We start from the raw sequence: 24,802 nt of genomic DNA on the forward strand, positions 1-24,802 counted from the left end.
TTGACATGAATATTATTGGAATTGCTGCTTGTACATCAGGAATTGCGCATACGTATATCGCAAAAGAAAAACTAACGAAAGCTGGTATTGCACTTGGACATACTATTCATATTGAAACACAAGGAACAATTGGGATTGAAGACGAACTTTCAGCAGAACAAGTGAAAAATGCGGATGTCGTTATTATCGCAGCTGACATTAAAATTAACGGCAAAGATCGTTTTAAAGGGAAGCGTATTGTTGAAATACCCACAGACTTAGCGATTAAAGCACCAAAACAAATTATTAACAAAATAGACAACGAAATAAATAACTAGGGAGTGAACTGGCATGATGAAAAAACTGCAAATCAAAAAACATGCACTTACAGCGATTTCGTATATGTTACCGTTAGTTGTTGCCTCGGGGTTACTTATTGCCATTGGAAATTTAACAAATGGGCAAGTGATTGAAAACTATAAAGCACCGTATTCTATTCCTGATGCACTCGTTTCTCTCGGGGTTCTAGGTATGGGGTTACTTGCGCCAGTTATTGCAGGGGCGATTGCCTATTCGATAGCAGATAGGCCAGGGATTGCTCCTGGATTGTTAATGGGACTTATCGCCAACTCAATTGGTGCAGGGTTCTTGGGTGGCATGCTCGGCGGGTACTTAGTAGGTTATTTTGTACTAATACTAGTGAAATATTTAAAAGTACCAAAGTGGGCACAAGGTTTAATGCCAATGATGATTATTCCGCTTATTAGTAGTTTAGTTATCGGGTTGCTAATGTATTTTGTTGTAGGTGTACCAATCGTTTGGGCCACGGAGGCGATGACAAGCTTCTTACAAGGAATGCAAGGAAGCATGCGATTTGTTTTCGGAGCAGTGCTCGGTGCTATGGCGGCATTTGATTTTGGTGGACCGGTAAATAAAGTAGCTTCTTTATTCGCGGATGGATTACTGCTAGAGGGAGTTAAAGAACCAGAAGCCGTAAAAATTCTAGCTTCGATGGTACCGCCATTTGGAGTAACTCTATCTTGGGTAATCTCGAAATTAATTAAAAAGAGAAAATATACAAAATCAGAAGAAGATAATATCAAAATCGCTTTTCCAATGGGAATTTGTATGATTACAGAAGGCGTTATTCCGATTGCTGCCGTTGATCCGATACGCGTCATTATTTCTTGTACGCTTGGGGCTGCAGTTGGCGGAGGTCTTAGTATGACATGGGGTATTGGTTCACCAGTACCATCAGGCGGAATGTTCATCGTCCCGGCAATGAACGAACCGATTTTATTCTGTTTGGCACTATTGATTGGAACTTGTGTGACCGCAGCAATGCTACTGATCTTAAAACGAGAGCCAACAAAAGAAGAAGAGTTAATTGCAGATCAAGCTATAGAAGAGGAAGAAGTCGATTTGTCTGGAATTAAAATTTCATAAGGCGAGGAGATATAAAAATGTATGTTTCGATGAAAGGGATTTTAAAGCGTGCAAACGAAGGACGTTACGCTGTCATGGCAATTAATTGTTTTAATTTAGAAACAGCGCGGGCGGTCATTGATGCTGCTCAAGAACTTCGTGCACCAATTATTATTGACTTGCTTCAAGATCATTTAACAAGCCACTTAGGAAGCCGTTTTTTAACGAAACCTATTATAAAAATGGCAGAAGAAGCAAGTGTAGAAGTAGCGATTAACTTAGATCACGGGCAGGATGTTGCCATCGTAAAGCAATGTTTAGAAGATGGTTTTTCAAGCGTGATGATGGATGCTTCCAGTTATCCTTATGAAGAAAACGTTGCAATTACGAAAAAAATGGTCGAATTTGCAGAAACTTATAACGCTAGTGTTGAAGCCGAAGTTGGAAATATTGGCGCTGTAACAGGGGATAATTATACAAATCAAGCTATGTATACGGATCCTAAGGTAGCTATCGATTTTGCTAACCAGACTGGAATTGATGCGCTCGCAATTTCTTATGGCTCTTCGCACGGTGATTATCCAGAAGGGTTTACGCCCGCTTTTCAGTTTGACATTGTTCGAGAAATTAAAGCCGCGACTAATATGCCACTTGTTTTACACGGAGGTTCTGGTTGTGGTGAGGAAAACATTTTGGAATCCATTCGGCTTGGTATCAATAAAATCAACGTTGGCTCAGACTTCATGAAGGCTCAAGTCGATAAAATAAAAACTAATTTAGAAGAAACGTCAACGATTAATTATGTTGACTTAATTAGCGATACGATTACAGCCGGCAAAGAAGTTGTGCAATATTATATTCAATTATCCGGTTCTACTGGAAAATCACTTTAAAAGGAGAAATGAAAAGATGTTAGTAAATATGAAGCAATTATTAGAAGTAGCCAAAGAAAATAAATTCGCGGTAGGAGCATTTAATGTAGCCGATAGTAATTTTTTACGCGTAGTGGTAGAAGAAGCTGAAAAAAACAATGCTCCAGCGATTATCGCTGTGCACCCAACAGAACTTGATTTTACAAAAGATGATTTTTTCCAGTATGTTTTAGCACGAATTAAAAATAGCCCTGTACCATTTGTCCTTCATTTGGATCACGGTGATAATATGAGTGATGTGATGCGAGCTGTTCGCTGTGGTTTTAGTTCTGTCATGATTGATGGCTCACTATTACCATTTGAAGAAAATATTCGCGTAACAAAAGAAGTCGTGGATGTTTGCCACCGATTAGGCGTTTCCGTAGAAGGAGAGCTTGGAACTATTGGGAAAACTGGTAATAGTATTGAAGGTGGCGTTAGTGAAATTATTTATACGAAACCGGAAGAAGCGGAAGAATATATTTCGCGAACAGGTGTCGATACGCTCGCTGTAGCTATTGGAACGGCTCATGGGATTTATCCAAAAGACAAAGAGCCTAAATTACGCCTCGATATTTTACAAGAAATCAAAGACCTAGTTAATATACCACTCGTGCTCCATGGTGGCTCGGCAAATCCTGACGCTGAAATTGCTGCAGCAGTTAAAATCGGAATCCAAAAAGTCAACATTTCCAGTGACTATAAATATGCTTTCTATAAAAAATGTCGCGAAATTTTAAGTACAACGGAATTATGGGATGCTAACGCGATTTATCCAGACTGTATTGATGCTGCAAAAGCAGTGGTAAAATATAAAATGGAACTATTCCAGTCTGTTAATCAAGTGCAAAAGTACCAATTAGCAGGTACAGAAGCTTGGCGGAGTGACGAAATCTAAACAGAAAAAAACTAAGAGTAGCTACTACTCTTAGTTTTTTTCTATAATATTGCGAGTAAAGCTTCCGCATCAATCAATTCTTGTAGCTTTTGGACGTCATTAATGCGCCAAGGCTTTTTTTGTGATTCTAAAATCCCTTTTTCACGTAGATTACTAAGTACTTTGGATGTGTAACTTTTTGAAGTGTTCGAGTTGTCAGCAAGGATTTGATAGGTTAAAAATTTAGGCAACTCGACTGCTTTTTCAGAAACACGTAAGCCGTAATCAATCATCGTATTTAAAGAAAAATAAACACTTTCGCGGGAACTTAATTTTTCTTGGACGGCGATGATATAAAGTCTTCTTCGCGTTTCAGCAAGTTGATGTAGCATTATATAATTTCTAGGATCCTCTAATTCCATCATTTCCTTAAAAAATTGAAATTCGATTTTCCACCAAACTACATCTGTTAGCGCTATTAGCATCATATGTTTAGGAATATCCTCGGTATATACAGGGAGATGAGGAAAGGCGCCTTTTTGTAAGATATAAGAGAAGTTATGTTTATTCGTCCCTTCAAAAACAAGTTTCATAAAGCCATCTTCTATTATGTAGATATATTTTCTTCTTTTGTCAGATGTAATAACGGTTTCTTTCGGGAGGCGTTCTTGGATACAATATTTATTAAAGCCAGGATTTTTTTTTAGTAATTTAAGTATATTATTAATAGAAGTAAATTGATCCAACGTTTCTTTCAAATACATATGACTTCCCCCTTTTTACCTTAAATTCCCTTATTATTCTACAGTAAACGTAATCACAAATATTCTTGTAGGAGCATATTTTCCACAGAATAACCATTATAAAAGAACAATTAGGCTAGCTACAAATATTCATAAAAGGTTCATAATTAGCTGGAAAAACAGGTGAAAACTACAATATAAGTCAAAAATAGTATTCAGTTAAATACTATTTTTGACTTAAATATCAAAGTAATAATTTTGAACAAATTTAGGCGTTATCTAACAAGGAATATAATATAAATATCAAGAAAAACAGAGAAAATAATTTACTTAGTGAATAAGTTTTAAATGTGACGAAAAAGTCAAAAATAGTTGCTAAAAGGTGGAAGTTTGGTTTTGTTGTTGGGTTTCTTTTAAAAGTGTTTGGTAGTATCATCACTTGTAAGAAGCCACTCATCGCATTGTAAAACTATTTGCTTAAGACACAAAATAGAAATGAGATGACAAGACATGCAATCGCTATTTGAAGATTTATATAGTAAAAAAGTATTAGAAGAAGAATTTGGTTATAAACGATTTTTACAAACTTTAATTGATAACAGGATCCCGTATAAAAAAACAAAAATTTCAACCAATACAATTTTATTAACAGAAGATATTATAAATACAAAGGTTTACTTTATTGAAAAAGGGATTGTTTCATTAGAAAAGGAAAAAAATGTAGTAAGCTTTCTAGGCTCCAACCAAATTGCTGGGTTAAATGACTATTTTATGGCGGAAGCTAATGTCTATACAGCAAAAGTCATCGAAACGGTTACAGCGTATGAATTCGATAAGGAGGATATCTTTTGTTCGATTATTGGGATGCAAGAGGGGTGGCTCTATTTATATCTTAATAATCGTAATCATGAAAATGTTTTAATCGCGAAATGCAACTTAATGCGTGGGAATGGAGAAAGTCGATTAAGGGAGTCTTTAGAACAATTAGGGAGTTTTTTTGGAACAGAAAAAGAAGGCATGGTTCGTATTCCAAAGTGTTTTACAAGGAAGTTAATTGCTAATTACGCCAACCTTTCAGTACGCTCGGTTACACATTTGTGTGGAAAACTGATAGAAACTGGTTTTTTAGCAGAAAATTCGAAGTCTTTTATTTTGTTAAAAAATTACGAAGGCAGCTGCAGTAGAATTCGAACTAAAGCAACATCTACGTAGTGAAACGAAAAAATCATTTAGCATTGTTTAAATGCTAAATGATTTTTTTGTATAAAAAAACAAGAAAAGAATTCTTTTCTTGTTCATTAAGGATGAGCCGTGCTGGGTTCGAACCAGCGACCCTCTGATTAAAAGTCAGATGCTCTACCAACTGAGCTAACGGCTCTAAATATGACTGGGCTAGCTGGATTCGAACCAGCGCATGACGGAATCAAAATCCGTTGCCTTACCGCTTGGCTATAGCCCAATAATAGAAAATGGTGGAGGGGAGTGGATTCGAACCACCGAACCCGAAGGAGCGGATTTACAGTCCGCCGCGTTTAGCCACTTCGCTACCCCTCCGCTATAAAATGCCGACTGCAGGAATTGAACCCGCAACCTACTGATTACGATTCAGTTGCTCTACCAGATTGAGCTAAGTCGGCGAAGAATCGCTCTCTACTGGCAAATCGAAATCTCTTGCATAATTAATTCTTTAAAACAGATACTAATACATGATATAACATTTTTAGTATTTTTACCAGCTTTTTTTTCAAAAAAATGAAATTTATTTTTCAAGCTGCTTTTTTTGATTAAAAGTGACCCGTACGGGATTCGAACCCGTGTTACCGCCGTGAAAGGGCGGTGTCTTAACCGCTTGACCAACGGGCCATTTAAATAAAAGTTTTTTACCGCTAGAAACTATTATATAAAAAAAGGTTATCATTTGTAAATACCCAAATTAAATTCTTTTTTTTCTGAAAATAAAAGTATGAATTACGGGTTATTTATCTTATTAATGGGTATGTATATTGAAAGGCATATGAAAAAAATATTTAGCTGGAATAAACGAAAAAGGAAGCTCTATGAACGACTATTCGAGTAGGGAATGATTAGGTGTATAAAATAATACAAATTAGTATTACAATCTAAAATCAGCTGTGCTATAATGTGTCTGGTCAACTTGGAGTTAGCTAAAAAATCACATAAAAAAGGTAGGGAATATAATGGCATCGCCGCTAAAAAGATTATTAATCGGCCGCCCTCTGAAAACATCAGAAGCTGGAGACCAAAAATTGGGGAAATTAAAAGCTTTAGCCGTTCTGTCGTCAGATGCACTTTCTTCTATTGCATATGGTACGGAACAGATTTTGTTGGTACTTGTGACTGTGAGTGCTGCAGCTATGTGGTATTCATTACCAATCGCACTTTGTGTCCTTGTTCTTTTGTTTGCACTGAATTTATCTTATAAACAAATTATTTACTCTTATCCGCATGGTGGTGGAGCCTATATTGTTTCAAGAGAAAATTTAGGAAATAACGCTGGATTAATTGCCGGAGGATCTTTACTAGTAGATTATATGCTTACAGTTGCTGTAAGTGTGTCTTCAGGTACAGATGCAATTGTCTCAGCAGTGCCATCATTATATCCTTTTGCAGTGCCAATAGCCGTATTACTTGTTGTTGGTGTAACAATCATTAATCTTAGAGGAATCACTGAATCAGCTAGTTTACTTGCCATTCCAGTCTATTTATTCGTTTTTTCTATTATCGCTCTTATTTTTACAGGTTTATTTAAAGTATTAACTGGTATGGATGCAAGTCATGAAACAGCCGCAGTAGGAACTCACGTACAAGGTGTAACAATCTTTCTACTATTAAGAGCATTTGCTTCCGGATCGGCTTCTTTGACTGGTATTGAAGCTATTTCAAATGCTGTGCCTTTGTTTAAAGAACCGAGACCTAAAAATGCGGCTAAGACATTAACCTTAATGGCCGGACTACTAGGTTTCTTCTTTGTAGGGATTACGGTTTTAGCCTTTGTTTATGGAACTGTACCCGAATTGAAAGTAACGGTGCTATCACAAATTGCTGAAAATGTATTCGGCAGAAACTTTATGTTTTATTTCATTCAAGCTACAACGGCACTTATCTTAGTTTTAGCAGCTAATACAGGATTTTCAGCATTCCCAATGTTAGCTTTTAACTTAGCTAAAGATAAATTTATGCCGAGAATGTATTTAGCTAGAGGGGATCGGTTAGGTTATTCCAATGGAATTATTACTCTAGCAGTGGGATCTATCTTGCTAATTATATTATTTAAAGGGAAAACAGAGTTACTAATTCCGTTATATTCTGTAGGGGTTTTCATACCATTCACTCTGTCGCAAACAGGCATGATTGTAAAATGGTGGAAACAGCGCCCGAAAGGCTGGAAGAAGTCTTTATCAGCTAACTTACTTGGTGCGTCTATTTCATTTACCGTGCTTCTAGTATTATTCTTAACGAGAATTGAATCTGTATGGCCTGTATTTGTATTTATGCCGATTATGATTTATGTTTTCCATCGTACTAGACACCATTATCGTAAAGTAGGACCACAACTTAGAATTGACGAAACAATGGACTTGCCTGACTTCAAAGGAAATGCCGTTATCATTTGTGTATCGGATACCACCAAAGTTGTAGAAGGAGCATTACAGTATGCTAAGTCTATTGGTGATACAGTCATTGCTGTTCATATTTCTATTGATAAAAAGCAGGAAAAAGAATTTGTTGAGAGATGGAATAGAGTTCATCCGGAAGTGCGTATGGCTAATCTTTATTCTCCGTATCGATCGATTTCAGATCCATTAATGAAATTTATTGATACAGCAAAACAAAAAGCAGATCAAGATAACTACTCACTTACGGTGTTAATTCCACAATTTATCCCTAGAAAAGGTTGGCAAAATGTCCTTCATAATCAAACAAGCCTATTAATTCGTACAAGACTTCTAATGAAAAGAGATGTCGTTGTTTCAACATATCCATATCATTTAAAAGAATAACAAGAGAAAAACGGAAGAGACCTTCGGGGGAAGAGGGGGATGCTCTTCCGTTTTTATAATGGAACAATATAAGCATAGCTGGATGAAACGGATTTGTAAAAAGTGGAAAATAAGATTTTAAGAGCACAAAAAGAAAGAAAATGCTTTTTTACCCTAAGCAAAAACCTTCTTTTGCGAGCAGAAAACGAAAATAAATTCCATTTTAAGCCAAAAAAAGATTTTTTCATGAAAAATAAAAAAAGTTGCCCGCTATAAAAGTGGGAAACTTTTTTTGTATATATTATAAAAAATACGAAGCTATAAATGAATCTATCATTAAATAAAAAGTAATACTTATATATATAAATGAATAAATATTAGCTGTATGCAAAATAAGTAAAAGGACTTAATTAATGTTACAAAGTGGTAACAAATTTTTCTTTTTGATGAATTCAGATTGAGTGGATTTTTAGTGGGTAGTAAAAGCCCTACATAGAGCCATTCTCACTTTTTTGAGCTAACTTTGAAATTCCTTCCAAGCCTTGAAAAAAGCCGGTTTTCGCGTTATAATTTCAGTAGTTGATAGGAGTCATTAATTTAGTAAAGGAGCGCTTGGGATGCAGGAACAGGACATTAGGTATTATGTACTACCTACTATTATCGTTTTTATATTGGGAATCGCTGCTATGAATACATCTAGTTTTCCATTTATTAGTTTTCTGACAACTACGCTCGTGGCTATCGCTATTGGAGTTTTAATCGGCGGAGCACATCAATTATGTCGCGTTATTATTAAAGCTTATCAACAAACAAAGGAACGTAGAGTTTCTCAAAAAAAGTGGCAAACACTTTAAAATGAGTCATTACATAATTATAATAAACCAAGCATTTTCGCGTTTTTGGGGAGAATGCTTTTTTTGTGGGTTAATTCTTATTTTTTTTTGTGTAAAAGATGGTACAATAAGGAAGATTATGAATGGAGGAGGTTGGAGATGGCGACTTTAGCAGATGTTGCGAAACGGGCAAATGTCTCCAAAATGACAGTTTCACGAGTTATTAATCATCCAGATCAAGTCTCAGATGAACTGAAAATGCTTGTTTATAGTGCAATGGAAGCTCTAGAGTATGTACCAAACTATGCTGCTAGGGCGCTTGTTCAAAATAGGACACAAGTTATTAAATTTTTGATTTTAGAAGAAATTGATACAGTTGAACCTTATTATATGAATTTATTAACAGGAATTAGTCGAGAGTTAGATAAGTATTATTATTCGCTTCAACTCGTTACACAAAGATCCAGGAATATTGGAGCTTATGACGGGCTTATTGTCACGGGAATACGTGATAAAGATTATGAATTAGGACTTTTAGATATTGATAAACCAGTTATTTTTTATGGTGAGAATAAACGCGGCTATGATTCTATAGATGTAGATAATAAAAAAGGAACGGCGCTTGCAACGGAGCACGTGGTAGAAATTGGCTTTTCGCGCATTGTTTTTTTAGGGATTGATTTGCTTGATGAACAATTTATGAAATCACGTTTAGAAGGTTACGAAGAAGTGGTGCGAAAACATGGACTTGAGCCGGAAAGTTATTTTATTGCAAATAGCTCGAGTGTTGCCGAAGAAAAAGCATTTGAATTATTACGTTATAACTCTGAAAAAATTGCGATTGTGTGCGCATCGGATCGAATCGCGATAGGTGTTGTTCGTGCAGCAGCAGCTTTTGGTCGTCGCTTTGGTGAAAATATTGCTGTAACAGGCTTTGATGGTGTTTTCTTAGACCGAATTTCTTCGCCAAAAATCACTACCGTTCGATCACCCGTTGTTGAAATGGGGGAAGAGCTTGCAAAGATGTTACTTGCTAAAATTAATGATCACGGAAAACCTCAAGGAAACCTATTATTTACTCCAGAATTACTGATACGAGCTTCTACAACTGGAAAAGAAGAGTAATAAAAACGCTAGGAATCTTTATTCCTAGCGTCTTTTTTATTTGAGTAAAACTGGTAGAAATGCAATGAAATCAAAAATGAAGTGAACGATGAAAGTAACCCAAATGGAGTTGGTTTTTTTGAATAAGTAGTTCAAAATGAGTCTAGCTGGTGCTAACGTAATGATGCATTGTAGGAAATTAAAATCATAAGAAGTTAAGTGCCAGGTTGCAAAAAGCAAGGCACATAATAAGGAAGCTTGCCAAAATTTCCAATTCCATTTTTTCCAAGCGGCGTAGAGTAAACTAATCGATAGCAATTCTTCGCCAAGTAACATGAACGGAATACTTGTAAAAACATAAGACCATGTAAGCACACTGTTGATACCATTTTCAGTAGTACTTCCTGCAAAGTAAGCCCAGGCAATGTTGAAAATAGAGCTGATAATAATTAATGCTGGAGCACCAATAATTATCCATTTGAAACTAAAATGTTTAAACCAATCGAGAAATTCTGCTTTAAGTATGATAAAAGCAATAATTCCCATGCATAGTGCATTGAAAAACGCGCCTATGAATTCTAACACTCCAATATTGGAAATGATGTGTGGCAAAAGAAGAAAAAGAACACCAATAATGATTGCGCTGGAAAATAACCAATACCCTTGTTTTTTTAAGCTTAAAGTATTTTCCATTTTATCCTCCTTTTAGACCTTAATAATGACTCTCATTAGTCCATGAGTTATTATAGCTCTTTACTTTAAATCAGTAAAGTTACTAATTTGTCACTTTAAAGGAGGAGAGAGAATTGGCTTTCTTCTATAATATGTTAAAGTACCGAAAAATCTTGTTACCGTTAACGAGCGAGAAAAGGTTGCAAACGCTTTAATGGAAATGCTAATTTGAAATAGAACGATAGGTGATATAGGAGGAGAAAAAATGGAAAAAGCAGGGATTTATCATCAACCAGCGAGTAGCTATGCTTATAGTTATGACGCTAAAACACTACATATTAGAATTAGAACGAAACGCTTAGATATTAGCAAAGTTACTTTAATTGCTGCCGACCCTTACTTATGGAAAAACGAAAAATGGCAAAGTGAATCCTATTCGATGCGCAAAATTGCAGAGACCGAAGAGCATGATTATTGGTTTTTCGCGATAACACCAGAACATAGACGCCTTCAATATGGCTTTTTACTAACAGATACAGAAGGCGAAACAACATTTTACGGCGGACGTGGCTTTTTTGAGCCGACTGAAGCGAATTTAGCTACGATGGATTATTACTTTAAATTTCCGTTTATCCATGCAGTAGATACATTTGAAGCGCCTGAATGGGTTGGAAATACCATTTGGTACCAGATTTTCCCAGAACGTTTTGCAAATGGGAATCCAGCTATTTCTCCAGAAAATGCCTTGCCGTGGGGAAGTAAAGATCCGAACACAACAGACTTTTTCGGTGGAGATCTTGAAGGAATCATTCAGCACTTAGATTATTTAGCAGAGCTTGGCATCAATGGGGTATATTTAACGCCTGTTTTTGAAGCACCGACCAACCATAAATACGACACAATTGATTATAAAAAGATTGATCCGCATTTTGGTGATAAAGAAACCTTTAGAAAATTAGTTCAAGAAGCGCATAAACGCGGTATTCGTATTATGCTTGATGCGGTGTTCAATCATATTGGGGACACTTCTCTAGAGTGGCAAGATGTTGTCGAGAAAGAAGAAAAATCCGCATATCGCGACTGGTTCCATATTCATAGTTTCCCAGTTCGTCAAAATGAAAATGGGAATATCGAAGGACAATCAACACTTTCCTACGATACATTTGCATTCACGACACATATGCCAAAATTAAATACTGCCAACCCGGAAGTTCAAAAGTATCTTCTTGATATTGCAACTTACTGGATTCGCGAATTTGATATTGATGGCTGGCGTTTAGATGTTGCTAATGAAGTAGATCATGCTTTCTGGAAAGAATTTAAAAAGGCTGTCCAAGCGGAAAAAGAAGATATTTACATTCTTGGTGAAATTTGGCATGATTCGTGGATTTGGTTGCTAGGAGATGAATTCCACGCCGTTATGAACTATCCATTTACACAAACGATTATCGAAAACTTTATTGAAGAAAAAATCACGCCGGAGCAAATGGTTTCTGGTATTAATGAACAATATATGCGCTATCCTAATCAAGTGAATGAAGTAATGTTCAATATGCTTGATAGCCATGATACAGCGCGCATTTTAACACGTGCTAATAATGATGAGGATAAGGTGAAACAAGCACTTGCCTTCATGTTCGCACACACTGGTTCGCCGTGTATTTATTACGGAACTGAAATCGGTATGGACGGCGGAAATGACCCTGGTTGTCGTAAATGTATGGAATGGGACGAAGCAAAACAAAACCAAGATATGTTAGCATTTACGAAAAAATTAATTGCGCTTAGAAAAGATAACCAAGCAATTATTACATCCGGCGAATTAACTTGGCTAGGTGCAAGTAGCGAAACGGGCATTACAGCATTTTCTAAAGAATTAAATGGTGAAAAACTGCATTTCCTTTTCAACCAAGCAAAAGAAGATAAGGATTTCACAATTTCATTTAAAAATACAGCGACAGATATTTGGAACAACCGAGCTGTAACAGAAAATCTTGTCGTCCCAGCAAAAGGATTTCTTGTTATTAAAGAAAACAGCTAAATCAATGGCGTAAAGGAATTTTTCACATGTTTACCGAAAAAATGTTGTTATCGGTAACATGTGAAATCTCCTTGTAAACGCTTTCGAAATCAGCATATAATAAATGCATAGGTTAACCTAATTCACAAACTTTAAAAAGAATTGAAAAAAGATGGGGACTTAGAAATCAGACATTAAAGAGCGGCTTTTTTCATAAAGAGGAGGAAAAGTAAATGAAGCGTTTCAAAAAAGTGGGAATAGTTTCGGCGGTTTTAGTAATGGCTTTAAGCTTAGCAGCATGTGGTGGTGGAAAAGACACTAGTAAATCGGGCTCATCTGATGAAAAAACATTAACCGTTTCCGTTGACGCAGGCTATAAAGACTACGTGAACAAAATAAAAGGTGATTTTGAAAAAGACAATGACGTAAAAGTAAAAGTAGTCGAAAAAGACATGTTCGAAACATTAGAAGCTCTTCCACTTGATGGACCTGCTGGAACTGCTCCAGACGTAATGATGTCCGCATTTGATAGAATTGGAAGCTTAGGCCAACAAGGACATTTAGCTGAAGTAAAACTTGGTAATAAAGACGATTACGATGAAAAAGACCAAAAACAAGTAACAATTGACGATAAAATTTACGGCGCTCCAGCAATTATTGAAACACTAGTACTTTACTACAATAAAGATTTACTCGACAAAGCTCCAGCAACATTTAAAGATTTAGAAACACTTTCAAAAGATTCTCGTTTTGCCTTCACTTCTGAAAAAGGAAAAAATACTGGTTTCTTAGCAAAATGGACTGATTTCTACTTCTCTTACGGACTACTTGCAGGATACGGCGGTTATGTATTCGGCGATGAAGGTACAAATCCAAAAGACATCGGTTTAAACAATAAAGGTTCTGTTGAAGGAATTACTTACGCAACAAAATGGTTCCAAGATGTATGGCCAAAAGGTATGCAAGACAATAAGAGTGCAGATGACTTTATCCAAGATCAATTTGTTAAAGGTAAAGCAGCAGCAATTCTAGGCGGTCCTTGGTCAGCAGCAAACTACAAAGAAGCAAAAATTAATTACGGCGTAGCAAAAATCCCAACACTAAACAATGGTAAAGAGTATTCTCCATTTGCAGGCGGTAAAGGTTGGGTTGTAAGTAACTATTCTAAAAACAAAGATGTAGCTCAAAAATGGTTGGATTATGTGACTAACCAAAAAAATCAAGAAACTTTATATGATATGACAAATGAAGTACCAGCTAACTTAAAAGCACGTGATACAGCGAAATCGAAAAATGACGAATTAACTAATGCCGTTATTGAACAATACAAAAATGCGCAACCAATGCCAAATATTCCAGAAATGTCGGAAGTTTGGACTGGTGCTGAAAACTTAATGTTTGATGCAGCTTCTGGTTCGAAAACTCCGCAACAATCAGCTGACGATGCAGTAAAAGTAATTGAAGATAACGTAACGCAAAAATATACTAAATAATAATGATTTGGCGGGGCAAAGATAGCGCGCTCCGCCATTTTTTTCAACTTAGCTAGTGAATCTATATCTAGAATTGAGGGTAACAAAATGAAACTAGAACAAAAACAAATTAAAAATGTTCGTCAAGCGACTTTGTTATCAATCATTCCGGGACTTGGTCAATTTTATAATAAGCAAAATTTTAAAGGGATTGTCTTTTTCGCACTATTTGCTTTGTTTATCATAGAATTTTTTGCAGTTGGGCTAAATGCACTGATTGGCCTTGTAACACTTGGATCTGTACCAGGTGTAGACCATTCCTTATTTTTAATGATTGAAGGTACTTTACAATTAATTGTGACATTACTATTTATAGGCTTTTGGTTTATAAATATTTTCGATGCAAGACGCGTGGCTATGCAGTGGAATCTAGGTGAAACTGTTAACCGTTCCGCTCTTGCTATTATAAAAAATATGCTCGACAAAGGTTTCCCGTACTTACTTACATTACCTGCATACTTAGTCATGACTTTTGTTATTATTTTCCCAGTTCTTGTTACTCTTTTCATGGCATTTACCAACTACGATTTTTACCATATTCCGCCAGCGAACTTAATTGACTGGGTTGGATTTAAGAACTTCTTTAATATTTTCTTCCTAAGTTCGTACCGCGACACGTTCCTAAGTGTATTTTCTTGGACACTTGTTTGGACGATTTGTGCGACTTCCTTGCAAATTGTTGTCGGGGTGTTCACAGCGATTGTTGCGAACCAAAGCTTTATTAAAGGGAAACGTCTTTTCGGAGTAGTTTTCTTACTTCCTTGGGCGGTACCAGCTTTTATTACAATTATGAGTTTTTCCAATATGTTTAACGACAGTATTGGTGCAATCAACTCACAAGTCATTCCGTTACTGAATCATCTTCCATTTGTTGATATCAATGCGATTGCTTGGAAAACAGATCCTTTCTGGACAAAAGTGGCGCTAATTAGCATTCAAGGTTGGCTTGGTTTCCCGTATATTTATGTCATGGTAACAGGTGTTCTTCAAGCGATTCCAGGTGAACTTTACGAAGCAGCTAGAATCGACGGAGCGAGCGCAATACAACGTTTCCGTAAAATTACATTACCGATGATTTTATTTGTAACAGCTCCGGTATTTATTACACAATATACGTTTAACTTTAATAACTTTTCGATTATTTACTTATTCAATGAAGGTGGTCCCGGAAGTGTCGGAGCAGGCGCTGGATCGACCGATATTTTAATTTCATGGATTTATAAACTAACAACTGGTACTTCGCCGCAATACGCTGTAGCCGCTGCTGTGACGTTACTTATCTCAATTATCGTTATCACGGTTTCGATGATTGCCTTTAAGAAAACGAATGCCTTTGGGAACGAGGAGATGATGTAAATGAGAGACTTTATGAAAGATCAGCGGACAACAAAGTTTTTAACACAGTTTTTCACGTATTTATTTTTAACCGTGCTAACGATTATTATTTTGTATCCGATTCTAATCACAGCATCTTCTGCCTTCAAACCAGGGAATATCGCAGCATTTACGCTTGAGTGGTCGGATAGCTGGACGTTGAATAACTTTTCTAGACTATTTAATGAAACATTGTATCTTGATTGGTATAAAAATACATTGATTATCGCGGTTGTAACGATGATTATGCAAGTAACGATTGTGACGCTTGCTGGTTATACATATAGCCGTTACCGTTTTAAAGGACGTAAAAATAGTTTGGTGTTTTTCTTGATTATTCAAATGGTGCCAACAATGGCGGCTTTAACAGCTTTCTACGTGTTAGCAATGCTACTTGGCGCACTTGATCAATATTGGTTCTTAACATTGATTTACATCGGTGGCGGTATCCCGATGAACACGTGGCTGATGAAGGGATATTTCGATACAGTACCACGGGATTTAGATGAATCCGCCAAGCTTGACGGCGCAGGACATTTCCGGATTTTCGCTCAAATCATCTTACCACTTGTAAGACCGATGATTGCGGTTCAAGCTTTATGGGCATTTATGGGACCATTCGGAGATTTCTTACTTGCTAAATTCCTACTAAGAACTCCAGAAAACTTAACGATAGCTGTTGGACTTCAAACATTTATCGCTAACCCGCAACAACAAAAAGTAGCATTATTCGCAGCAGGAGCAATTCTAGCCGCGCTACCAATTTGTTTACTGTTCTTCTTCTTACAAAAGAATTTTGTTTCTGGCTTAACTGCTGGTGGAACAAAAGGATAATTGATTTTTAAAAAGGCTGTGATACCAATGAAAAAAGTTCCGTTTATCATTCAATATGTAAAAAGTACACTAGGACCAAATGCGATTTTTGAAGGTCGGAAAGTACTGAAATTCTGGCAAATGGTTATCGTGTTTATTTTCTTAAATGCGCTCCTATTACTACCTGTATCAGCACATTTTGCTAATCAGTCGAGTTTTGATTTACCAAGTTTAATGCCCGAAATGGCGACACTTGGTACAGATCAATTCGCGACGGAACTTAGTGGTCTTTCGCTCGAAAACGGAGAATTAACTGACAAAAATGCGCATATCGTCGAAAAATCGGCTAATGGCGTGGCTGGTGTAAATTTAACGAAGGCAGAACTTGCCGGAGCTAAAAATATCATTAATTTCAAAGACCGAGAAATGACGCTTACAGATGCAAGTGGCTACACATTTGAAGTGAGCTATCCAAAAGATGCCACATTAAGTGAAATCACTTCTGGTGAATCGCTAGTAGACTGGGTTTCGGCGCAGTGGTACTTAGAGAATCAAGCATTTGTTTTCTTATCAATGGTACTGATGATTGGCTCAATTATTTTCGTTAGCTCGCTGATGTTAGCTATTTTCACGACACTTTTCATTTGGATGACAAAACGGAGCAGTTTTTCTCGTATTGCTTCCTTTAAAGAATCATTTAATTTAACGCTAAATGCACTTGGTATTCCTGTGATTGCGGCTTGTATTATCGGTTTTATCTACTTTGATATTACGATTATTATGGCTGTTCAGTCACTTGGAATGGTGTTAATGATAGCATGGACATTTTTAAAGACAAGATTTTATAAGACTAGTGAAAAAAGTATGGCTGCTAGTCGCTAATTAGGAGGTTTTAGTATGGCACAGAAGCAATTATTTGAAATCGAACCATGGACATTACGGACAACCAAACTAGATAAAGAAAATAAACGTTTGCAAGAAAGCCTAACTTCACTCGGTAATGGATACATGGGGATGCGCGGGAATTTTGAAGAAGGATACTCCGGCGACGGCCATATTGGAACTTATTATGCAGGCGTGTGGTTTCCAGATAAAACAAGAGTTGGTTGGTGGAAAAATGGCTACCCAGATTATTTTGGAAAGGTCATTAATGGCCTTAATTTTATCGGGATTGAAGTACGTCTTGACGGTGAAAAACTCGATTTATTTGTAGATGAAGTAAGCGATTTTGAACTTGTGCTAGATATGGAAAAAGGCGTGTTAAGACGCCAGTTCACAGTAGTTAAAAATAATAAGACGTTTCGAATTTCAGCGGAACGATTTCTAAGTGTAGCTACGAAAGAACTGGCAGTAATTCGCTATCATGTGGAAGCTTTAAATGCGGCAAAAGTAGAATTAACGTCCTTTTTAGATGGTAATGTGCAAAATGAAGATGCCAACTACGAAGAAATGTTTTGGCAAGAAGTTGCAGAATCTTCCTCAGAAAGTCGCGGCTCACTTGTAACTAAAACAATTCCAAATAACTTTGGTACACCGCGCTTCACCGTTTCTGCAGTAATGGAAAATAAGACTAATACGGCAAATGAAACAAACCAAACAAAAACACTTTATGCGGAAAATCGCTATCAATTTGATTTAAAAGAAAATGAAGTAGCGCAAATTGAAAAACGTGTAGTAATTACAACTTCTCGTGATTTTGAGGAAAGTGAACTTCTTCAAGCCGGAGAGGAAATCTTAAAAAATATAGCAACAAAAACATATGAAGAACTTTTAGAAGCGCATATCGCAGGATGGCGCGAACGCTGGGATAAAGCAGATGTGGAAATAGCAGGAGATGATTCCGCTCAACAAGGCATTCGTTTTAATATTTTCCAATTATTTGCGACTTACTACGGGGAAGATGCTAGATTAAATATTGGTCCTAAAGGTTTCACTGGAGAAAAATACGGCGGGGCGACTTACTGGGATACAGAAGCATTTGCTCTACCAATGTATTTATCACTAACAGATAAGTCGGTTAGCCATAACTTACTTAAATATCGCCATAATCAATTAGATGGTGCCAAAATCAATGCGGAGAAAATCGGCTTAGGTGGCGCACTTTATCCGATGGTTACTTTTACAGGAGTAGAGTGCCACAATGAATGGGAAATTACCTTTGAAGAGATTCACCGAAATGGCGCGATTGCCTACGCGATTTATAACTATACGAATTACACTGGTGATGACTCTTATTTAAAAACAGATGGTATCGAAGTGTTAACTGAAATTACTCGTTTTTGGGCTGATCGAGTGCATTTATCGGATCGCTTAGATAAATATATGATTCACGGTGTTACTGGACCAAATGAATACGATAATAATGTTAGCAATAACTGGTATACCAACTATATTGCAGCTTGGACTATTCGATATACGCTAGAAAACCTAGATACAGCGACAAAAAAACGTTTAGGTGTGACCGAGTACGAAATCGCAAAATGGGAAGACATCGAGCACCGGATGTACTATCCTTTTGATGAAAAATGGCAGATTTTTGTGCAACACGATACATTTTTAGACAAAGAGTTACGTTCCACTGATACGTTAAAACCAGAGGATATGCCAATTAATCAAAACTGGTCTTGGGATAAAATTTTACGGTCTTGCTTCATTAAACAAGCAGATGTACTTCAAGGTTTATATTTATTCTATGATGACTTTGATTTTGATACGAAACAACGCAACTTTGAATTTTATGAACCACTAACTGTACATGAATCAAGTTTGTCACCAGCTGTTCATGCGGTGTTAGCTGCGGAACTTGGTAAATATGATAAAGCTGTAGAACTTTACAAACGCACAGCAAGGCTTGACCTAGATAATATTAACAATGATACAGAAGATGGCCTCCACATTACATCAATGGCAGGAAGCTGGTTATCCATTGTACAAGGTTTTGCCGGAATGCGAGTAACATCAGGTGAGTTAAGTTTTGCGCCATTTTTACCTAATGGATGGGACAACTACCGCTTCAAAATTAACTTCCGCGACCGCTTATTAGAAGTGAAAGTAGAAGTAGGACAAGTAACTGTTAAATTATGTCACGGAGAACCAATTCATTTAGAAATGTATAAGAAAAAATATTTGCTGGAAACGGCTGTAACAGTAGAAATATAACCAAAAATAAAATTGCCAAAAACAATGAAAACTGTTTTTGGCAATTTTTTTCTTTAACAAATCTTTCCAATTTTTAGCGGGATGATTGCTTTTTCCGCCTGCACTCTTATGCTATAATAAAGAAAGTGAACCATGTGATCATAAATGGTTTTCAAGAGGCACGGAGGTGAAGTGATGGATTTTTCCAATATGTCGATATTGCATTATCTAGCAAATATTGTAGATATTCTTGTCGTATGGTTTGTAATTTATAAAGTGATCATGTTAATCCGAGGTACGAAAGCAGTACAATTATTAAAAGGTATTTTTATTATCATTGCAGTTAAATTATTAAGCGGATTTTTTGGTCTCCAAACAGTAGAATGGATTACGGATCAGATGCTTACTTGGGGATTCCTTGCAATTATAATTATCTTCCAACCGGAATTACGCCGTGCTTTAGAGACACTTGGTCGAGGCAATATTTTTACTCGTTACGGTTCTAGAATTGAGCGAGAGCAACACCATCTGATTGAATCTATTGAAAAATCTACCCAATATATGGCGAAACGTCGTATTGGTGCGCTAATTTCAGTAGCACGCGATACCGGAATGGATGATTATATCGAAACTGGAATTCCACTCAATGCAAAAATTTCCTCTCAATTATTAATTAATATTTTTATTCCAAATACACCGCTTCATGATGGTGCGGTAATTATCAAAGGAAATGAGATTGCATCAGCAGCAAGTTATTTACCACTTTCTGACAGTCCATTTTTATCCAAAGAACTTGGGACGCGTCACAGGGCTGCTCTAGGGATTAGTGAAGTGACAGACAGTATTACAATTGTTGTCTCCGAAGAAACAGGCGGAATTTCCCTTACTAAAGGCGGAGAACTTTTCCGTGATGTTTCAGAAGAAGAGTTACATAAAATTCTTCTAAAAGAGCTTGTCACAGTAACGCAAAAGAAACCTTCTATCTTTTCTAAATGGAAAGGAGGCAAAAGCGAATGATGGATCGAATTTTAAATAATAAATGGTCGATTCGGATTATAGCCTTGTTACTCGCAGCCATCCTTTTTACGTCAGTTAATGCAAATAATAATAACGCCACCACTTTTTCAACGACTTCTTCAAGTGATTCTGAGGTCATTGAGAATGTTCCTGTCAAAGTATATTATGATAAAACGAATTTATACATTTCAGGCATTCCAGAAACAGTCACTGTTACGCTTTCAGGACCAAGAAGTATCGTTCAATCAGCTAAAGCACAACAAGATTTCACCGTATATGCAGATTTGAAAAATGCATCGATTGGAACGCAGGAAGTTAAACTCCAAGTAAAAGACGTATCTGACCGACTTAAAGTTAAAGTCAATCCAGCTACTGTTAACGTAAATGTTCAAGAAAAAGTAACGAAGAAATTCTCTGTAGATGTAGAGTTAAGTAAATCTGTTATTGCAGATGGTTATCAAGCAGGAACGCCGATTATCGATCCTAAAAAAGTTTCCATTACAGGTGCAAAAGACACGATCGAACAAATCGCTTATGTCAAAGCGACCCTCGAAAGTGATGGTAAGCATAAATCGGAATTTACCGACAAGGCGACAGTATCCGTTTTTGATAGTAACCTGAATAAGCTGGATGTAGAGGTCAGTCCGCAAGAGGTTGAAGTGACTGTGCCGGTTGAGAAAGTCGGGAAATCAGTACCGGTTAAAATCAAGCAAGAAGGAACACCAGAAAGCGATATAGAGATTTCAAGCATGACACCTGATAAATCAGAAGTGGTTGTCGTAGGTGACGATGCGGTCCTTGACAAGATTAAAGAGATTGAAATCCCGATTGATGTTACAAAAATAAAAGCAGATACGGTCAAAGAAATTACTGTACCAGTTCCAACAGGCGCTAAATCAGTACAACCTACGACCATTGAGGTTAAAATAAAAACCGTAAAAAAGTCTGAAGCAAATAATGGAGCGACCACATCAAATAATAATCAAAACACAGAAGCAAATAATAACGATGCGACGGATGATTCTGAAACGAATGATTCCAAAACATCAAAATCTTTTTCTAATATGCAAGTATATATGAGTGGTCTGAAAAATACTTTCGATGCCCAGATGTTAACGCCAGCAAATGGCAAAGTTTCTGTAACCATCACCGGGGAGAAAAAAGTATTAGATGACATAACCGCAAAAGATTTAAGCGTTATTGCTAACCTTAGTAAAAGTAAAGCTGGCAGTTACAGCATTCCACTAGAACTAAACGGTTTACCAGATAACGTGGCTTATGTCATCAATCCTAAAAAAGCTGATTTTATTATTACCGAAAAAGAAGCACAAAATACAGTGCCTTCCAAAAACACATAAACCTGAGGAGTGTGGGGCCAGCGTGTCTCATACTCCTGCTTTTTTACAAAAGCTTCATATACATAGAATAGTTTGAAAAGTTACTAATGCCAACGTTTTATTATAGAGAGATGAAATTTTTTCTTAAAAAAGGTATAATAACAAATGTATGGTTGAGACTTAACAAAAAAGAGAACCAGCATTTGAAAAAAAAGTAAAACTAAAACGACAAACAAAAATCATTTAGATAATGAATGACTTAGAAGGAGAGTAATAAAATGGGTAAATATTTTGGTACGGATGGAGTTAGAGGGGTTGCAAACTCAGAATTAACACCAGAACTTGCATTCAGATTAGGTCGAATGGGTGGGTATGTTTTAACTCGTCACGTTGGTGAACACCCGCGCGTTCTTGTTGCTCGTGATACACGTATATCTGGAGAAATGCTTGAATCCGCTTTAATTGCAGGACTTGTATCTGTAGGAATTGAAGTTATGCGTTTAGGTGTCATTTCAACTCCTGGTGTCGCTTATTTAACAAAAGCGCAAGGAGCTTCTGCCAGCGTCATGATTTCTGCAAGCCATAATCCAGTAGATGATAATGGAATTAAGTTCTTCGGTTCAGACGGCTTTAAACTGTCAGACGATCAAGAAGAAGAAATTGAACAATTACTTGATACAGCAGAGGATACACTACCTCGTCCAAGCGGTGAAGGTCTAGGAACAGTTAGCGATTACTTTGAAGGTAAACAAAAATATATTCAATACTTAAAACAAACAATCGAGAATGACTTCAATGGTTATCATATTGCATTAGACTGTGCAAATGGAGCAACTTCTGGCTTAGCAACACATTTATTTGCTGATTTAGATGCCGATATTAGCTCAATGGGTGCTTCTCCAAACGGCTTAAATATTAACGATGGTGTTGGTTCTACACATCCAGAAGCCTTAGCTGCATTTGTATTAGACAAAAAAGCAGATGTTGGTTTAGCCTTTGATGGTGACGGAGACCGCGTGATTGCAATTGATGAAATCGGTCAAATTGTCGATGGCGATAAAATTATGTTTATTTGCGCGAAATACTTACGTGAACAAGGTCTATTAAATAGCAATACAATCGTTTCCACTGTTATGAGTAACTTAGGCTTCTATAAAGGCTTAAGAGAACTTGAAATTGAAGATGTTCAAACAGCTGTTGGTGACCGTTATGTTGTAGAAGCAATGCGCGAAGGTAATTATAACCTTGGCGGAGAACAATCTGGTCATATTATTTTCTTAGATCATAATACAACTGGTGATGGCCTGCTTTCCGGAATTCAATTAATTAACGTTATGAAAGCAACTGGGAAAAAATTATCTGAACTTGCTTCAGAAATGAAAACATTCCCGCAAAAACTGGAAAATATCCGTGTAAGTGATAAAAATCATGTAACAGATAATCCAAAAGTAAGTAAAGTAATTAGTGAAGTAGAAGCTGAAATGGCTGGAAATGGTCGCGTGCTTGTTCGTCCATCTGGTACAGAACCATTAGTAAGAGTCATGGTGGAAGCTGCGACAAAAGAAGCAACAGACGAATATTGTGAACGTATTTCAGCGGTTGTTCGTTCAGAAATGGCACTTAACGATTAAAACTACAAACAAAAAATCCTGATGATATAAACTTCATCAGGATTTTATTTCTTTCGAAAGAATGATTTGATCTACGCAAGCAATACCGTTTTCGATAATGTTTTGCCCTTTATAATGTTCTATAAAATAATTTGGAACAATTTGTTGCATCCGAAAGCCGTTTTTTTGATAAAAAGCAAGTTGGTCAATACTTGAATTACCTGTTTTAACAATGATTTCAGTGAAGTTGTTTTGTAAAGCAAAATCAAACGCTTTTTCAAGGAGTTTTTTACCAATTCCTTGATTTCTCTGGGTAGGTAGAACAGCAATATTCATAATTTCAAGTTGCTTATTATTTAATGGAAGCAAGCAAACGACGCCGATTGTTTTATCGGTATCATTTAGTTGGAAAACGCGTGATTTATCAAGGTATTTCGCAATTTGGTCTTCACTCGGATCAGCTTCTAGTAATAGTTCTAGTGGGGCAGGTTGTGTTTTATCCCAAATGGTCCAGTTCATTTTTATCACCTCGGTTTTAGAGTAACATGGGAAAACTTAAATAGGAAGGGAAGTGGGCAAATTGCCTGAAAAATTAAGAGGAATATGTGGTAGTTTGCTAATTGCGCTAGGTGTGACTCAACTTTACAGCTTTGTGAGCGCCATGGTTGGATATTTTAGTGCAGAGAAAGATAGCTTTACATTTGTTTGGAATTATTGGATGTTACTTATTTTTGGTTTAGCATTATTTATTGTTGGTTTTGGTCTCATTAAAAGAGAGAAGCTTCGATTAGTAAGTATTATTTTAATCAGTTGTTTTGCTTTATTTCAAGCGTTTTCGGTGTATTATTACCAACTAAGAATTTTTGCGAAATTGGAATATGCGCAGCCGTTTGAGTGGTCAGGAACGTTACTAGTTATCAGTAGTATTTTAGTGTTAATCGCGTTATTAATTGGCCCGAAATTCTCTTTAAAAGAGGGAAGCGAAGATCAGTCTTGGAAAAATAAATGGCGTTACGCAGCTGGCTTTTTCGCGATTATTGGTGCTGTTACGGCAATTTTTGCGGCAGTAACGATTTTTAAACAACTACATTCGGACAGTATTAAAGAAGGCTATTTATTTACAACTTCACTTGATGCTTACTTTGCTTGTTTTGTAGCCGTGATTTTCTTGGTTGTAGCAGTACTGGCATGGCGTAAAGTCTCGCTGTTATTAATTGGAATTCTTATGGGAGCAGCTTTCATTTTACTTACGAATTATTTATCTGTAACAAACTGGATTGATTTTGCAAAAGAAAATTTATCAATTACGTTTGGTAGTAATGAAAGGCAAGTCTTTGGAATGCAATTTTTAATGGGAGCATCCGCTTTTCTCTCTAGTATCTTTGCTTATATCGCAAAAAAGTCCTCTAAATAATT

The 24,802-nt window shown here is 36.5% G+C and carries 21 protein-coding genes and 5 tRNA genes; 18 read left to right on the forward strand and 8 right to left on the reverse strand.

Going from position 1 to position 24,802, the window contains the following annotated elements; all coding sequences use genetic code 11:
* The first annotated feature begins 5 nt into the window (after positions 1-5).
* The 4 genes from OC533_RS12215 to OC533_RS12230 are packed head-to-tail and all read left to right on the forward strand — an operon-like array spanning position 6 to position 3,213.
* The gene (locus OC533_RS12215; protein WP_003763437.1) at positions 6-317 is read left to right on the forward strand and encodes a PTS fructose transporter subunit IIB; all 312 of its coding nucleotides are present in this window, start codon (positions 6-8) and stop codon (positions 315-317) included.
* Positions 318-333: 16 nt separating this feature from the next.
* Positions 334-1,425: a PTS fructose transporter subunit IIC gene (locus tag OC533_RS12220; RefSeq protein ID WP_010991084.1), complete on the forward strand. Its 1,092-nt coding sequence runs from the start codon at positions 334-336 to the stop codon at positions 1,423-1,425.
* 17 nt (positions 1,426-1,442) lie between these two features.
* Positions 1,443-2,297, forward strand: coding sequence for a class II fructose-bisphosphate aldolase (locus tag OC533_RS12225; RefSeq protein ID WP_194323588.1), 855 nt, complete (start codon positions 1,443-1,445; stop codon positions 2,295-2,297).
* A 16-nt stretch (positions 2,298-2,313) separates the two neighbouring features.
* Entirely contained in the window at positions 2,314-3,213 is a 900-nt protein-coding gene (locus tag OC533_RS12230) for a ketose-bisphosphate aldolase (RefSeq protein WP_185505225.1), read from the forward strand.
* Between the two features lie 41 nt (positions 3,214-3,254).
* On the opposite strand, the gene OC533_RS12235 is transcribed toward OC533_RS12230, so the two are convergent.
* Entirely contained in the window at positions 3,255-3,956 is a 702-nt protein-coding gene (locus OC533_RS12235) for a Crp/Fnr family transcriptional regulator (protein ID WP_194323589.1), read from the reverse strand.
* Positions 3,957-4,445: 489 nt separating this feature from the next.
* Between OC533_RS12235 and OC533_RS12240 the strand changes: the two genes are divergently transcribed.
* The gene (locus tag OC533_RS12240) at positions 4,446-5,147 is read left to right on the forward strand and encodes a Crp/Fnr family transcriptional regulator (protein WP_070753781.1); all 702 of its coding nucleotides are present in this window, start codon (positions 4,446-4,448) and stop codon (positions 5,145-5,147) included.
* Between the two features lie 93 nt (positions 5,148-5,240).
* On the opposite strand, the gene OC533_RS12245 is transcribed toward OC533_RS12240, so the two are convergent.
* The 5 genes from OC533_RS12245 to OC533_RS12265 form a co-directional block, all read right to left on the reverse strand.
* A tRNA-Lys gene (locus OC533_RS12245) sits at positions 5,241-5,313 on the reverse strand.
* A 9-nt stretch (positions 5,314-5,322) separates the two neighbouring features.
* Positions 5,323-5,394 (reverse strand) — tRNA-Gln (locus tag OC533_RS12250).
* An 11-nt stretch (positions 5,395-5,405) separates the two neighbouring features.
* A tRNA-Tyr gene (locus tag OC533_RS12255) sits at positions 5,406-5,489 on the reverse strand.
* A gap of 9 nt (positions 5,490-5,498) precedes the next feature.
* Positions 5,499-5,572, reverse strand: a tRNA-Thr gene (locus OC533_RS12260).
* Positions 5,573-5,726: 154 nt separating this feature from the next.
* A tRNA-Glu gene (locus tag OC533_RS12265) sits at positions 5,727-5,798 on the reverse strand.
* Positions 5,799-6,133: 335 nt separating this feature from the next.
* Between OC533_RS12265 and OC533_RS12270 the strand changes: the two genes are divergently transcribed.
* The 3 genes from OC533_RS12270 to OC533_RS12280 all read left to right on the forward strand — a co-directional run bounded on the left by OC533_RS12270 (position 6,134) and on the right by OC533_RS12280 (position 9,894).
* Positions 6,134-7,957, forward strand: a complete 1,824-nt coding sequence (locus OC533_RS12270) for an APC family permease (RefSeq protein WP_003767874.1) — start codon at positions 6,134-6,136, stop codon at positions 7,955-7,957.
* Between the two features lie 596 nt (positions 7,958-8,553).
* Entirely contained in the window at positions 8,554-8,790 is a 237-nt protein-coding gene (locus OC533_RS12275; RefSeq protein ID WP_003769712.1) for a hypothetical protein, read from the forward strand.
* Between the two features lie 138 nt (positions 8,791-8,928).
* Positions 8,929-9,894 (forward strand): LacI family DNA-binding transcriptional regulator, encoded by a 966-nt coding sequence (locus OC533_RS12280; RefSeq protein WP_003763422.1) that lies wholly within the window; start codon positions 8,929-8,931, stop codon positions 9,892-9,894.
* A gap of 36 nt (positions 9,895-9,930) precedes the next feature.
* Here OC533_RS12280 and OC533_RS12285 read toward each other — a convergent pair whose 3' ends face one another.
* Complete coding sequence (locus OC533_RS12285) at positions 9,931-10,566, reverse strand: CPBP family intramembrane glutamic endopeptidase (RefSeq protein WP_003763419.1); 636 nt, start codon at positions 10,564-10,566, stop codon at positions 9,931-9,933.
* 244 nt (positions 10,567-10,810) lie between these two features.
* On the opposite strand from OC533_RS12285, the gene OC533_RS12290 reads away from it, so the two are divergent.
* From OC533_RS12290 to glmM, 9 genes are all read left to right on the forward strand, one after another.
* Positions 10,811-12,586, forward strand: a complete 1,776-nt coding sequence (locus OC533_RS12290; protein ID WP_194323590.1) for a glycoside hydrolase family 13 protein — start codon at positions 10,811-10,813, stop codon at positions 12,584-12,586.
* A gap of 212 nt (positions 12,587-12,798) precedes the next feature.
* Positions 12,799-14,058 (forward strand): extracellular solute-binding protein, encoded by a 1,260-nt coding sequence (locus OC533_RS12295; RefSeq protein ID WP_003724548.1) that lies wholly within the window; start codon positions 12,799-12,801, stop codon positions 14,056-14,058.
* A gap of 87 nt (positions 14,059-14,145) precedes the next feature.
* Entirely contained in the window at positions 14,146-15,453 is a 1,308-nt protein-coding gene (locus OC533_RS12300; RefSeq protein ID WP_003767867.1) for a sugar ABC transporter permease, read from the forward strand.
* Positions 15,454-16,305 (forward strand): sugar ABC transporter permease, encoded by an 852-nt coding sequence (locus OC533_RS12305; RefSeq protein ID WP_194323591.1) that lies wholly within the window; start codon positions 15,454-15,456, stop codon positions 16,303-16,305. It abuts the gene before it with no gap.
* A 27-nt stretch (positions 16,306-16,332) separates the two neighbouring features.
* On the forward strand, positions 16,333-17,166 hold the full coding sequence (locus tag OC533_RS12310) for a DUF1189 domain-containing protein (RefSeq protein WP_003763415.1): 834 nt from the start codon (positions 16,333-16,335) through the stop codon (positions 17,164-17,166).
* Between the two features lie 15 nt (positions 17,167-17,181).
* A complete protein-coding gene (locus tag OC533_RS12315) occupies positions 17,182-19,443 on the forward strand; it encodes a glycoside hydrolase family 65 protein (RefSeq protein WP_194322644.1) in 2,262 nt (753 codons plus the stop codon).
* 174 nt (positions 19,444-19,617) lie between these two features.
* Positions 19,618-20,439 carry a diadenylate cyclase gene (gene dacA / locus OC533_RS12320; RefSeq protein ID WP_003763411.1) on the forward strand — a complete coding sequence of 274 codons (822 nt, stop codon included), beginning with the start codon at positions 19,618-19,620 and terminating at the stop codon, positions 20,437-20,439.
* On the forward strand, positions 20,439-21,797 hold the full coding sequence (locus OC533_RS12325; RefSeq protein ID WP_010991076.1) for a YbbR-like domain-containing protein: 1,359 nt from the start codon (positions 20,439-20,441) through the stop codon (positions 21,795-21,797). The genes dacA and OC533_RS12325 overlap by 1 nt, the downstream gene beginning before the upstream one ends.
* 257 nt (positions 21,798-22,054) lie before the next feature.
* A complete protein-coding gene (glmM, locus tag OC533_RS12330) occupies positions 22,055-23,407 on the forward strand; it encodes a phosphoglucosamine mutase (protein ID WP_003763407.1) in 1,353 nt (450 codons plus the stop codon).
* Positions 23,408-23,443: 36 nt separating this feature from the next.
* On the opposite strand, the gene OC533_RS12335 is transcribed toward glmM, so the two are convergent.
* Positions 23,444-23,905 carry a GNAT family N-acetyltransferase gene (locus tag OC533_RS12335; RefSeq protein ID WP_194323593.1) on the reverse strand — a complete coding sequence of 154 codons (462 nt, stop codon included), beginning with the start codon at positions 23,903-23,905 and terminating at the stop codon, positions 23,444-23,446.
* 61 nt (positions 23,906-23,966) lie between these two features.
* Between OC533_RS12335 and OC533_RS12340 the strand changes: the two genes are divergently transcribed.
* Positions 23,967-24,800 (forward strand): hypothetical protein, encoded by an 834-nt coding sequence (locus tag OC533_RS12340; protein ID WP_185625433.1) that lies wholly within the window; start codon positions 23,967-23,969, stop codon positions 24,798-24,800.
* The last annotated feature ends 2 nt before the right edge of the window (positions 24,801-24,802 follow it).

The organism is Listeria sp. Marseille-Q6474, assembly GCF_946902005.1.
Taxonomy (GTDB): domain Bacteria; phylum Bacillota; class Bacilli; order Lactobacillales; family Listeriaceae; genus Listeria; species Listeria innocua.

Excerpts from the sequence above, each read along its gene's own strand:
- OC533_RS12225 (WP_194323588.1), top strand. The coding sequence starts at position 1,443 with ATGTATGTTTCGATGAAAGGGATTTTAAAGCGTGCAAACGAAGGACGT.
- OC533_RS12240 (WP_070753781.1), top strand. The coding sequence starts at position 4,446 with ATGCAATCGCTATTTGAAGATTTATATAGTAAAAAAGTATTAGAAGAA.
- OC533_RS12215 (WP_003763437.1), top strand. The coding sequence starts at position 6 with ATGAATATTATTGGAATTGCTGCTTGTACATCAGGAATTGCGCATACG.
- OC533_RS12305 (WP_194323591.1), top strand. The coding sequence starts at position 15,454 with ATGAGAGACTTTATGAAAGATCAGCGGACAACAAAGTTTTTAACACAG.
- OC533_RS12315 (WP_194322644.1), top strand. The coding sequence starts at position 17,182 with ATGGCACAGAAGCAATTATTTGAAATCGAACCATGGACATTACGGACA.
- OC533_RS12335 (WP_194323593.1), bottom strand. The coding sequence starts at position 23,905 with ATGAACTGGACCATTTGGGATAAAACACAACCTGCCCCACTAGAACTA.
- OC533_RS12310 (WP_003763415.1), top strand. The coding sequence starts at position 16,333 with ATGAAAAAAGTTCCGTTTATCATTCAATATGTAAAAAGTACACTAGGA.
- OC533_RS12280 (WP_003763422.1), top strand. The coding sequence starts at position 8,929 with ATGGCGACTTTAGCAGATGTTGCGAAACGGGCAAATGTCTCCAAAATG.
- OC533_RS12295 (WP_003724548.1), top strand. The coding sequence starts at position 12,799 with ATGAAGCGTTTCAAAAAAGTGGGAATAGTTTCGGCGGTTTTAGTAATG.
- glmM (WP_003763407.1), top strand. The coding sequence starts at position 22,055 with ATGGGTAAATATTTTGGTACGGATGGAGTTAGAGGGGTTGCAAACTCA.
- OC533_RS12275 (WP_003769712.1), top strand. The coding sequence starts at position 8,554 with ATGCAGGAACAGGACATTAGGTATTATGTACTACCTACTATTATCGTT.
- OC533_RS12235 (WP_194323589.1), bottom strand. The coding sequence starts at position 3,956 with ATGTATTTGAAAGAAACGTTGGATCAATTTACTTCTATTAATAATATA.
- OC533_RS12230 (WP_185505225.1), top strand. The coding sequence starts at position 2,314 with ATGTTAGTAAATATGAAGCAATTATTAGAAGTAGCCAAAGAAAATAAA.
- OC533_RS12285 (WP_003763419.1), bottom strand. The coding sequence starts at position 10,566 with ATGGAAAATACTTTAAGCTTAAAAAAACAAGGGTATTGGTTATTTTCC.
- OC533_RS12300 (WP_003767867.1), top strand. The coding sequence starts at position 14,146 with ATGAAACTAGAACAAAAACAAATTAAAAATGTTCGTCAAGCGACTTTG.
- OC533_RS12290 (WP_194323590.1), top strand. The coding sequence starts at position 10,811 with ATGGAAAAAGCAGGGATTTATCATCAACCAGCGAGTAGCTATGCTTAT.
- dacA (WP_003763411.1), top strand. The coding sequence starts at position 19,618 with ATGGATTTTTCCAATATGTCGATATTGCATTATCTAGCAAATATTGTA.
- OC533_RS12270 (WP_003767874.1), top strand. The coding sequence starts at position 6,134 with ATGGCATCGCCGCTAAAAAGATTATTAATCGGCCGCCCTCTGAAAACA.
- OC533_RS12220 (WP_010991084.1), top strand. The coding sequence starts at position 334 with ATGAAAAAACTGCAAATCAAAAAACATGCACTTACAGCGATTTCGTAT.
- OC533_RS12325 (WP_010991076.1), top strand. The coding sequence starts at position 20,439 with ATGGATCGAATTTTAAATAATAAATGGTCGATTCGGATTATAGCCTTG.